The organism is Candidatus Nomurabacteria bacterium, assembly GCA_020631975.1.
Lineage (GTDB): Bacteria > Patescibacteriota > Saccharimonadia > Saccharimonadales > CAIOMD01 > JACKGO01.
In genome coordinates, this window is sequence record JACKGO010000003.1 from 99,477 (window position 1) to 111,512 (window position 12,036).

11 protein-coding genes and 1 other RNA gene are annotated in these 12,036 nt (G+C 42.5%); all 12 read right to left on the minus strand.

Features of this window, described 5'->3' with window-relative positions; all coding sequences use genetic code 11:
* Window positions 1-5: 5 nt before the first annotated feature.
* Entirely contained in the window at window positions 6-671 is a 666-nt protein-coding gene (locus H6795_03360; protein ID MCB9817541.1) for an FKBP-type peptidyl-prolyl cis-trans isomerase, read from the minus strand.
* 94 nt (window positions 672-765) lie between these two features.
* The gene (locus H6795_03365) at window positions 766-2,028 is read right to left on the minus strand and encodes an ABC transporter permease (GenBank protein ID MCB9817542.1); all 1,263 of its coding nucleotides are present in this window, start codon (window positions 2,026-2,028) and stop codon (window positions 766-768) included.
* A gap of 1 nt (window position 2,029) precedes the next feature.
* The gene (locus tag H6795_03370; protein ID MCB9817543.1) at window positions 2,030-2,731 is read right to left on the minus strand and encodes an ABC transporter ATP-binding protein; all 702 of its coding nucleotides are present in this window, start codon (window positions 2,729-2,731) and stop codon (window positions 2,030-2,032) included.
* Between the two features lie 84 nt (window positions 2,732-2,815).
* Window positions 2,816-3,215, minus strand: a transfer-messenger RNA (tmRNA) gene (ssrA, locus tag H6795_03375).
* Window positions 3,216-3,285: 70 nt separating this feature from the next.
* Window positions 3,286-4,587: an MFS transporter gene (locus H6795_03380; GenBank protein MCB9817544.1), complete on the minus strand. Its 1,302-nt coding sequence runs from the start codon at window positions 4,585-4,587 to the stop codon at window positions 3,286-3,288.
* A gap of 43 nt (window positions 4,588-4,630) precedes the next feature.
* Entirely contained in the window at window positions 4,631-5,422 is a 792-nt protein-coding gene (rsmA, locus tag H6795_03385) for a ribosomal RNA small subunit methyltransferase A (GenBank protein MCB9817545.1), read from the minus strand.
* Window positions 5,413-6,606 (minus strand): G5 domain-containing protein, encoded by a 1,194-nt coding sequence (locus H6795_03390; protein MCB9817546.1) that lies wholly within the window; start codon window positions 6,604-6,606, stop codon window positions 5,413-5,415. Before H6795_03390 ends, rsmA begins: the two co-directional genes overlap by 10 nt.
* A gap of 108 nt (window positions 6,607-6,714) precedes the next feature.
* Window positions 6,715-7,176, minus strand: coding sequence for an NUDIX hydrolase (locus H6795_03395; GenBank protein ID MCB9817547.1), 462 nt, complete (start codon window positions 7,174-7,176; stop codon window positions 6,715-6,717).
* Window positions 7,173-9,314, minus strand: coding sequence for a UvrD-helicase domain-containing protein (locus H6795_03400; protein ID MCB9817548.1), 2,142 nt, complete (start codon window positions 9,312-9,314; stop codon window positions 7,173-7,175). The genes H6795_03395 and H6795_03400 overlap by 4 nt, the downstream gene beginning before the upstream one ends.
* A 44-nt stretch (window positions 9,315-9,358) precedes the next feature.
* Complete coding sequence (locus H6795_03405; GenBank protein ID MCB9817549.1) at window positions 9,359-9,871, minus strand: hypothetical protein; 513 nt, start codon at window positions 9,869-9,871, stop codon at window positions 9,359-9,361.
* 4 nt (window positions 9,872-9,875) lie between these two features.
* Window positions 9,876-10,673, minus strand: coding sequence for a triose-phosphate isomerase (locus H6795_03410; GenBank protein ID MCB9817550.1), 798 nt, complete (start codon window positions 10,671-10,673; stop codon window positions 9,876-9,878).
* Window positions 10,674-10,715: 42 nt separating this feature from the next.
* Window positions 10,716-12,017 (minus strand): phosphoglycerate kinase, encoded by a 1,302-nt coding sequence (locus H6795_03415; protein ID MCB9817551.1) that lies wholly within the window; start codon window positions 12,015-12,017, stop codon window positions 10,716-10,718.
* Window positions 12,018-12,036: the final 19 nt, after the last annotated feature.

Genomic DNA, 12,036 nt, shown 5'->3' on the forward strand with positions numbered 1-12,036 from the left:
TAGATTTATTGTGCTGCGGTAAGTTGAATATCAAATATTAATACAGAATTCGCCGGTATACTGCCTTGTGCGTTCGGACCATAGCCAAGGCTGGGTGGTATTATAACGCGCCTCGTGCCACCTGCTTTCATGCCTGCAACGCCTTGTTCAAAACCAGGTATCAGTTGGCCAGCACCAAGCGTAAACAGTAGTGGTTCTAACTGGCCATTGTTGCCTGTGCGTGATTGATCAAATAGCTGACCGTTTGTTAAGTAACCCTTATAGGTAACAGCAAGTTTAGAATCTTTAACGGCCTCGGCGCCTTTCCCTAAAACAATATCACCAAAAAAAACTTCATTTTTATCTTTGTATTGTTCATAGTCGCTAAAATTTGTCGTGTCAGCGGTACTACCAGTATTCGTTGTCTGTTGTCTCGTGGTACCTGAACCTAAGTTAGTGCTCGTAGTTGGCGAAGAGTCAACGCTTAGCGCGTTCGGATCTTTAGGAGTATTCTGTTTCGGTGTAAGACTAATAGAATCACCTCCTGCATTCTCGTAATTAAGAGGTACGGTAGCACCCGTGCTGAGCGAGCTTTTCGTTTGCGACGAATCTTGCTGCGCCGATTGCCACGCAAAAAACCCACCACCAAGCGCCGCGATGACACCAATAGTGAGTGCTCCTATTATTACCATTTTTCTGTTTTTAAGCATTATAAGAATTGTACGCTAATAATGATAGTAAATAAAGTCAAATGAGCTATGACATAAAAGGTTATTGGTGTTTGATTTATTCGTAGCGCAGTGCTTCTATAGGGTCTAGCCGGCTCGCTTTAAAAGCAGGTATTAGTCCAGCCAGCAGCGTAATAAGCGCAATATTTCCGACAATACTGAGCGCTAATTGGGGTGTAATAGACAGCAACTGTAAGCCTTCTATACCCTTTAAAAAGGAATTTTCGGCGATAGTATTGATTGTATACTGTGCACCGTAGGCAAAAGCAAGTCCAAATATACTGCCCCAAAAACCAAGTAGAGCTGCTTCTACACTAAAGAGTGCAAATATAGTCTTTGGCTTGGCGCCAAGAGCTCTAAACAAGCCTATTTCTCTGGTACGCTCTAGCACAGCCATAAACAAGGTGTTTATAACACCAACAATGGATGCTAGTATTGCCACCGCGCTAAACGCAGCGAGCGCTAATTGAACACCAGTTACTACACCGTTAAGTGTGTTATTAACATCTGCTAGACTCGTCACAGAAAATCCAACATTTTTTAAATTTTCTTTGAGTTGCTCGTCTGTTACGGTATCTGATTTTGATATATACACATTAGCTACTTGTGGTACACCGCCAAAAGCTTGCACCGTGGCTATACGCTGTGCGTCTGTCTGGCTTACCTTAACTGATGCATCAATGAGCGTCGGTTCGTAGATACCCTTGATAATAAAATCCTCTGTAACGGTTTGGTCATTTACCGTCTGGTAGGTAAACGATAAGCTTTTTCCTATGGCAGCTTCACTTGAGCTTGCACCAGTTAACGAAACAAACTTACGCGATAACATAATACTGCCAACGTCATCTAAATTTATTTTGGTTCCTGCTACCACCGTAAGTGGTAGTTGTGGCACAATAGGCTCGCTGACAACCTGGTACTTATTGCCATCAACAGACGTTACATAGTTAAAACTAGGCATGTATGGGACTTGTGCTGTACTTACTCCTTCTGCAGATTGTATCTTTGCAATATCGCTCTCTGTTAAAAAAATTTGGCTAAAGTCACCACCTTGCGTTTTGTTGGGGTCGTAGGCTTTTGGATCACCATTACCAAAACCACTACTAAAATCGTTTGCCCCTTGGCGTGACACAACATACAAATTTACGTTATCGTACTGGCCTAATTGTGAAGTAATGTAGTTCTTTACCCCTTGGCCAAGTCCGAGGCTTAATGACAACGTAAATGTACCAATGCCTATCGCAAGTAGCGTCAAAAATGTTCGCAGCTTAGATCGTCGTAAGTTACCGTTTGCAGTGGTTGCAATATCTATAACGCGCATACTACACCACCTTCTTACGTGTCGTTGTAACTTGTTTTTTGGTATCTTTTTCTACACTACCATCTTTAAGATACACAACCCTTTGGCATTTGCGTGCTAAATCTTCATCGTGTGTCACAATAACAAGTGTTGTGCCTAGTTTTTTATTTAGTGCAAATAGTAAATCTTCTATCATAAGGCCGTTTTCTGTGTCTAGGTTGCCTGTTGGTTCATCGGCAATTAATATGGATGGTTGGCTCACAATCGCTCGTGCAATTGCAATCCGTTGTTTTTGGCCACCAGACAGATCATTCGCCTTGCTATTCATCTTATCTGCCAAACCTACTTGCCGTATGGCTGTTTTGGCTCGCCGTAATCGATCTTTTTTTGCAACGCCCTGTATTTTTAGCGATAACGCTACGTTATTAAGAACACTATCGTTTGGCTGCAAAAAGAACTGCTGAAATATAATACCCACGTTCTGCCCACGCCATGTATCAGTATCAAGCGCTTTAAAAATATCGATCCCCCCTGCGAGCACTTTGCCTGTTGTTGGTCTATCTAGGCCAATAAGTATATGAAGCAGAGTACTTTTACCAGAGCCACTTTTGCCAACAATGGCGTTTGTAGTGCCTTCTTCAAAATCAAGAGCGATATTTTTTAGTGCACTAACAGCATTTTCTTTTTTGCCATATTTCTTAGTAACACCTTTAACACTCAGCATGCCTCTATTGTACTTGGTAACACAATAACTTAATAGGTCCTTCTATTAACAAAAAAGACCTTTCAAAATCTGAAAAGTCCCTTTTGGTGGAGCTGGCGGGTAATGCTCCCGCGTCCAGCGGTTAACGACACTGCAATTCTACAAGCATAGTTTATTTAATGGTCTTAGGCCACGACTGGCTAAATAAACAAAATAGTCGTGAGCAGCAATTTGAAAGTCTTACAACCATAGCTCAAATAGCACTATGGTTGGCATCCAGATATATATGAGATCTTATTGCCGTATCTGGCGTCTGGTAAAAAGATCGCTACCAGTAAATTAGGCAGCTAGTGCAAAAGCTTTTTGAGGAAATAGCTTTGCAGCTAAGTCCGCTATTAGGCTTTCGCGGTTAGATGTTTTTGCATCTGTTTAAGGTATCTATAACGGTGATAACCGACTTGCCTTGCAGATTGTTAAGGTCCACTGTCGAGCTAAAATCAGCCCCATAATTGGCGTATTTTTACATACACTAAATACGCCTCAATACGTATTATAGCATAAAAAGTATAGTTTTTCTAGTGGTGCGCTGAGGGTAGAGGTTCTGCACCGCTTGGAACTGCATATTTGTCATCGCGACCTGGCTTAAAGAAGATCCAAAATGATATACCAGCCAGTGTAATAATAATGCTCGCTACAAATATAGGTACGTTCACACCAATAGCGGCAATATACCCGGCCATGATAGCTGGTATAGCTTGCGCTAAAGCCATGACGCTAGAATTAATACCCAGCGACTCGCCTTGTAGTTCTTTGGGTGTAATCCGGCTAATAAGACTGGCAGTAAAGGCCATGGTCAAGCCGTTACCAAGTGCCAAAACAGGTGGAATTAAGAATAACCACCGATACTCACCTGCTGGTATCATGGCGTAGCTCAGCAAACTTACTGCAGTTATAAATACACTTACTCTTAGTACTTGGTAGTCTTTGAAGCGTTTTGCAACAATACCAACAAAAACTCCTTGAGCGATGGCAATCCATAACCCAACATAAGCAAAATAATCACCTGTATTACTGACCGAAAAGTTAAATTTCTGGGCAAGTACAACACCAAAAAACGTGGTAAAAAAGGTAAACCCGGCAGTAAACAAAAAGCTTGTTGGCATAACACTGCGCAAACCTGGGCGGGAAAAGGCCGTCACTACATTATGAAACGGCCGTGAAAAGTCTATACGTGCGGTTTTACGTACTTTTAATGTTTCTGGCAAAAATAGTGTAATTAATATCACGTTAAAGACACTTAAACCGGCCGCGAACCAAAATGGTGTAGTTGCATTAAACCAGCTCATAACAGATGGGTCGGCTAATTTTCCACCAATGTATGGACCTAATATAAAGCCTAGTCCAAATGCCATGCCAATTAAGCCAAAGTTTTTAGCCCGATTTTTAGCGGTACTAATATCGGCAATAGCAGCTTGAGCAACTGATATATTACCACCCGTAAAGCCGTCTAGGATGCGCGATGCAAATAAGAGTGGAATATTTTTGGTTGCTAAGCCTATGGCAAAGAGTACATACCCAAGAGCTGTCCCAATAATAGACAACGTAAGAACAATTTTGCGGCCATATTTATCTGATAATTGCCCTAAGATAGGTGCTGCAATAAATTGTGCGAGTGGATATGCCGCACTCAACCAGCCTAGTAAAATAACTCCTTGGGTAATCGTCCAACCATTTGGCAAAATAGAATCTGGCGAACCTGGCGTCACCAACAGCGGAAAAATCGGTATTAGTATACCAACACCAACTAAATCAACAAATACCGTGGCAAACACGGCGAGCAGTGGATGGTTACCAATTTTTCTTTGTATACGTTGCATGAGACTTATAACTTTAAAATATATAGTTAGTATACGACAGTTTTTACTGATTCGCTATATATTTTTTGGTAAGACGTACCCAATCATCTATAGAAAGTTCTTGCGCACGTGCCGACGCGTTTATAGATACACTGGCCAGTAGTTCGTCTACCTGCTGCTTTTCTAAATGTAAGCCACCACTGAGGCTGCTGCGTAGTTTTTTTCGGCGTTCATTAAAGCCAGCCTTAACGACCCGAAAAAAGGTTTTTTGAAGACTGTGTGGCACTAATGGTGATGGCCTACGCTGCATAATAATTACCTGTGAATCTACTTTTGGTGGTGGCGTAAAAAGCGCAGCTGGTACAACAACACCTAGAGTTGTTGTGTTATAGACTTGCGCGCTGATACTTAGCAGCGACATAGCACCGGGTTGAGCAGCGATACGCTGTGCGACTTCTTTTTGAACAAGCAACACGGTGGTTTTTGGTGGATTAGCAGATTCGCATACAATACGCACAAGTTTAGACGTTAAATAATACGGAATATTTGCAACCACTTTGTAATCTTTTGGTAATGACCTAAAGTCAAACGTTAATATGTCATGCTCGATAACCTGTACGTTAGGCGCGTGAATATTTTTCATGAGCTGTGTGGCGAGTGCTGCATCATATTCCACTGCTGTCAGGCTCGCACCAGTGGCTAATAATGCTTGGGTGAGCGTACCAAGACCAGGACCAACCTCGAGAACTGTATCAGCAGCGCTAATATCGGCTGCCGCCACAATATTCGATAATGTTTCGTTATCTGTAAGCCAATGTTGGCCGAGCCGTTTATTTGGCCGTGAATCTACCACCATCCTTTTACTAACCACGCCTGGTAGGCACCTTGCCAGCCACCATAACGGCCAGAATATCCACTAAAGAATCGTAATTGACATACTGGGTCAACTTGCCAATCAGGGCACGCTCTGGCGAGTTTAGACGATGGACACGCTTGGCCAAGGCCACCGCACCCACTACCACTCATTGCAGCTGGTCGCCAGCCAGATTCATGACCTATGATAAAATCAACAGCACCAAAATCAGACTCTGCAATACCAGCTGCTCGCATCCATTCGAGCTTATCGCCACTAACATTGGCTTTGGTACCTTTGGTTTGTGTCTGCGTTGTAGGTTCGGTAACACGAACTTCTTGCAACACTACTCTGCCAACTTCACGGCCATCTCTTGTTTCTATTTCATAGGTTACCTTTTTAACACCAGGCTTACCTGGGCTGGTAACGGTAATTCTCCCAAGTGGTGCGCTTGGATCTGGAGTGGTTGCTGTTTCAAAAGGTATTGACTCTTCTGTTGTAACAACCTGCTTCCCAAACTTAGAAATAAATATTGCTAAATTTGGAGTAAGAGGTGTGTCTGCTGCCGGCGACAATGTAGCGCCTTCTTCTGGCGTGATATTACGTTCTGCTAACAGATCACCAATTGTCTTTACGTGGGTGCGATACGTCACCGGTCCAGAACCATACAAGTTAATCGTCACTGGTGTTGCCCGATGAATGGTTATCTTTTCGCCGATAATTTGTTCGTCCACAAACGAATCGCCTGATTCAAGTGTGTAGGTATCTTCTGGGTACACTTTTACACCAGCTTTTTCGGCGACGAGTTTTGCGCCCTGATATGGCGTAAATGCACGCACTACTTTGCCAGCATCTATAATGCTTACAGGGCGCGCTTTATATACGTTTACCTTAAAATTATCATTATCTATAGCTGTGTCTTTAGCAGGTTCTACAAGGTCGTTTTCTGTAAGGGCTATATCTGTTTTTGTGAGCAGCTCGCCTACCGTTTTTGCACGTGTGGGTACCACGGTTTCTTCACCGTTGATATATAGACTTACAATATGGCTGTCTTCTGGCCCTATTGTCTGGCCATTGGCCACAACAAAACTGCTCGATAAAAAGGTAAATCCAAAAAGAATACCAAAGATACCTAAGGCAAAAGCGTGTTTATGAAAAAATGATGTTACAGATGTATGTATATTCATGAACAAAAACCTCTACTTTGGAGCAAATGCGTTATTGGTATAAACAAATGTTTACTTCTTAACGTTCGGTTCTCAAAATAAAGGTACTGAACATCATTATAGCATATTTTAGGCTATGTCTAGCAGCTGTAAGGCGTGGCGCGTTTCTTCTGCTAATGGCTGTGTTTTCGCTTTTGCTATAGGGAACCATGCATGGTCAGCGATTTCATTATGGTTGATATGCAAGCGAGGTTTTTTATTCAGTTTTACCGTGTATAAACTATATGTGTAGAGTTTGCTTGCTTTGTAGTAGCGCTGTTGCCCCAGAGTGTGCACCTTTTTAATAGGTAAACTGCAGCCAATTTCTTCGCTTATTTCTCTAACTAGGCCATCAAGCACTGATTCTGATGCATGCACACCACCGCCTGGTAATCGCCACCTTTGGTGTAGGCCAAGCCAGTTTTTTGTTAGTAAAACTTCGTCTTTTACTACTAGTATTACATACGCACGATGTGAGCCATATAGCCAGATACGTATAAACGGATAGGTACAAATATAGGTAATTTTTCCTAACGCGCGGGAATGCTTCATGATACCTTTTCTAGAGGGGCAAAACTAATATTTAACCGCTTAATGCCCTTGCCACCAAACTGGACTGCAGCTACTTCACCATCTAGATCTACCACGATTCCCCTCCCAAACACTTGGTGATTAACTGTGTCGCCTGGGTGTAATTCTGGCACATATCGTGGCTCTGATGATTCGGGCTGATTATTGTCTAAAACTCCTGCCGATGCATAGCCTGTGTAGGCAGCTTTTTTAATATGCTGTGCGTTAATTTCGGCTATAAACCTACTGGGGACGTAATGTTGAACACCACCATACAGAACCCTACTATCTGCATAGGTAAGATATAGTTCTTTTTTTGCACGCGTCATACCAACGTAACAGAGCCGGCGCTCTTCTTCCATTTGTGATTGATCAAACAAAGCCCGTGAATGTGGAAAAATTGACTCTTCCATGCCCGTCATAAATACTACGTCATATTCTAGACCTTTCGCGGCGTGAAGTGTCATTAATGTCACAGCATCTGAATTAGGGTTAAGCGTATCTAGATCGCTCACGAGTGCAACTTCTTCTAAAAAGCTTGCAAGCCCTTCATCACTGTAGGCTTTGGCCACACTTAATAGCTCTTTTACATTTTCTATACGGGCTTCTGATTGCAACGTACCATCGTCTAAATAATTGTAATAGTCTAAACGCTTAATGACACTTTCTAAAAGGCTCGCTGCAGATAGGTGATCCATTTCTTGCCGATAGACACTTAGCAGTTCATGTAGCGCAAATAATGCTTGTTTAGCCCGAGCTGTGAGTGGTGACGTATCTACGTTATCGAGAGCATCTGTAAGTGTTAGCCCTTGTACTTGGCGCCACTGTAAAAATTTATCTAATGATGTCTTACCAAAACCTCTTGTAGGTGTGTTCACGATACGCTGAAAACTAATAATATCTTCTGGTTGATACAGTAGTCGTAAATACGCAAGAATATCTTTGATTTCAGTTCTGTCATAAAAACGAGCCCCGCCAACCATCTTATAGGGTATGTTAAAGCGAACAAATTGCTCTTCTAGAGCACGGCTCTGAGCATTTGTTCTATAGAGTAGTGCAATATTTTTGTAGGCAAAAGTACGGGTATCGGTGCGTTGTCTAATAATCTGTATAATTTGTTCGGCTTCGTGCCGTTCGTTGTATGCACTGAGTACCTGCACCGGTGCACCACCACTAATGGCTGTCCAGAGTTTTTTGTCTGAACGCTGTGCGTTTTTAGCTATAACAGCATGCGCGGCATCTAGAATATGGTTCGTACTACGATAATTTTGCTCGAGACGAATAACGGTAGCGTTTTTAAAATCTCGTTCAAAATTTAATATGTTTTTAAAATCGGCACCACGCCAACTATAAATACTTTGCCAATCATCGCCTACCACACAAATATTACGTTTTTCATTTAAAAGCAGCTTAATCAATTTGTACTGGGCGGTGTTGGTGTCTTGATACTCATCAATAAGAATGTATTTAAATCTATCTTGCCATCTTGCTCGCACTTCGGCATTATTTTCTAGTAAACTCACTACCTTACCTATAAGATCATCAAAATCTAAGGCAGCGTGATCTTTAAGAGCTTGTTGATACAACGGGTACACGCGAGCTGCTGCTCGTTGAGTAGGTGTTTGTGCTAATGAAGCGTATTCAGCTGACGTTATTAAATCATTTTTGGCAGCACTAATAATCGCCCCAATGGCCCGCGCAGTATGTTGTTTTTCGTCTATACTAAGCTGTTTAGATAATTGTTTAATGAGTGTTGTACGATCACTCTCGTCAAAAATAACAAAATTGTTAGGTACGCCACTATATTGGCCATCTTTACGTAATATCCGCACACATATCCCATGAAACGTGCCCATGTAGGGCATAAAAGCTTTGTCGTCACGACGGTACGCAAGCAACTGAGCGACACGTTCACGCATTTCTTTGGCGGCTTTATTTGTAAACGTCACGGCGAGTATTTCGTATTGAGTTGCCAGTTGTGTATCTAGTAAATGAGCAATTCGGTGTGTCAGCGTTTTGGTTTTACCACTTCCAGCACCTGCCAGAATAAGCAATGGACCATCGGTTGATTCTACGGCACGCTGTTGCTCAGCATTTAAGCCTAAAGTGAACTGTGACATTATTATATTTTAGCAACCTAAGGTGTGTATAAGTGTTGTGTAATCTATCCACCTATAGCGTATGCCGCAACAATTACTATAATAAGCACAACAAGACCACTTACAATACCCGCTACAATTTTACCTGTCGTTCCGTGACTGTGCAGAGTATCGTGTATTGGGACAATATATTCTTTTGTATCGTAAATTCGGGGTGTTTGCATCTCGTCTGTTAACTCGGTGGTACGTTTTTCTGACATATCTGGCAACGAATCAGACGCCTCGTAGGCGGTCGGGCTTATACTACTCTTTTGTTCTTGGGCGTGTTCTACGGGTTCATTTGGCGCCTCCGGCGGATTTTCATTTGTAACCGTTGGTTCGGGCGTGGTTGCGCTAGCTAGTGGTGTAATATTTGTACCTTTATTAGAAATAATAGTTTCTGTAGGTTGTTCTTCTGCCGGTAATATATTTGCCGCATCTTGTGCAGGCGTCGAACCTGCCCTATTTGCTTCGTGCTTTGTAATTGTCGGTGGCTTAACGTCTTCTATTGTTTGTGGTGTGGTTTGTTCTTCTGCCATTTTTTTACATATCTCTTAGGGTATTAATATTTCTCTTTACTCTGTAGGCACTATCTATAATATCGCTAAATGAATGATAATTAAGACTAGCGCCACCAACTAATAACCCATCTATTTCTGGGAGGCGTAGGTATCCAGATGCTGTATCTGCCGTGACGCTGCCACCATAAAGTATACGTACCCGTTCAGCTGCTTTTGTACCATATAATTCTGTAATATCGTGCTTAATGACACGCGCTACCGATGCTACGTCAGATGGCTTGGCGTTTTCTCCTGTACCAATTGCCCAGACAGGTTCATACGCAATAACAATTGATTGCACTTCTTCACTGGTAACGTTCGCTAAAGCACTTACAACCTGATCATGCAATACTTGGTTTGTTTCTTTAGATAGCCGATCTATTTTTGTTTCGCCAACGCATAAAATAGGAGTAATGCCATTTCTGTAAGCAGCAGCCACTTTGAGGGTAATTTCATCGAGTGACTCATTAAAAATATGGCGGCGCTCTGAATGCCCAACCAGACCATAACTTACTAGGTGACGTAACATGGTGAACGATACTTCACCAGTGTAAGCGCCTTCGTCTTTATGGTAAGCATTTTGAGCAGCTAATTTAAATTTGCGATGATCAATTTGCAAACTCAGTGGCTGCAGGTGAAGATGAGTAGGAGCCAGTACAACTTCTACGTCTTTATGGTTTTGGGTACGTTCGTGCAGCCGCTGCACGAGTAAACTTGCTTGCGCAACCGTAAGATGCATCTTCCAGTTCCCAGCTATGAGTGTTTTTTTATGTGTTGTCATATATATACAATGCTTATGTTTTTATAGTACCACGTTCTGCGTTTAGTCGCTGTCTTGTAAAGCTTCTACACCAGGGAGAGTATGCCCAGCCATGAGCTCTAAGCTCGCTCCACCACCTGTAGATACGTGTCCAAGTTGCTCGCGTAATCCACTTATAGATTCTACATAGCCTACCGTATCACCGCCTCCTACAATGGTAAATGGTACGTTTTTGTCACCAGCATGTTGGCCAATGAAGCCTTCTGTGATTACGCGCGTCCCGTGGCTAAACGGGTCAGCTGCGCCGTGTAAGCCACGAATCTCTGTCATGCCAGCTGTGCCATTCCATATAGCAGTGTGCGCTTGCGATAGCGCACCTTTTATTGCACTCGCTGTCATTGGGCCTATGTCTAAAATCCATTCATCAGCCGCAACGCTGTAGGCATGTTTTGAAGGTTTTTTCGGATACTGTGAAATATCTGCCCATGTATGATTATCTATATCAACAACCCTGGTTTGGTGGGTATTTTCTTTTCCTTTTGCCACAACAACGTCTTGGGGTATATAAAACGTAAAGCGCTCTTTTTTCATTCTACTATATGCTTTTTGCAGGAGTTCTTTGGCGGTATGCACAGCGTCTTTTTCTACCAAACTACTACCAACGGCTACATCTTCTGCGACTAAAAAGGTATTCGCCATGGCACCAACAACCGCTATATAATCTGCTGAATCTATAAATGTGTTTAACAAATCTATTTTGTCGGATATTTTTGCGCCACCAATCACAATGGCCAGTGGCTTTTTGGGTGTATGCATTGCATTGGTTATTGTGTCTACTTCTTTTGCCAGTAGTAATCCTGCAACGCTCGGCAGATACCGAGTAATAGCATCTGTGCTAGCATGAGCACGATGCACAACACCAAAGCCTTCTTGTACAAATACATCACAACCTTTGGCGAGCTTTTTAGCAAAGTCAGGGTCGTTTGCTTCCTCTTCTGGGTAGTAACGTAGGTTTTCTAGTAGTAAAACATCACCCGGTTGTAGCTCTTTAATTTTGTGTTTTGCGTCTGCGCTAATACAATCATCAGCAAAGAGCACTGTGGTGTGCAATAAATCATCAAGACGATGAGCAATAGGCGCAAGGCTGCAGGCAACGTCTTGTTTACTAGTCGGCCTTCCAAGATGAGAAATCAGCACCACCTTGGCGCCAGAGCTCCGTAGGTGCTCTATAGTGGGCAAAGCTTTACGAATTCGATAATCGTCTGTAATAACACCTAGATCATTGATGGGCACATTAAAATCAACCCGAACAAGCACTGTTTTGTTGGCTACATCTGTTTGAAATATAGTTTTTTTGCGAAACATTGCCCACCTTAACCTTTCT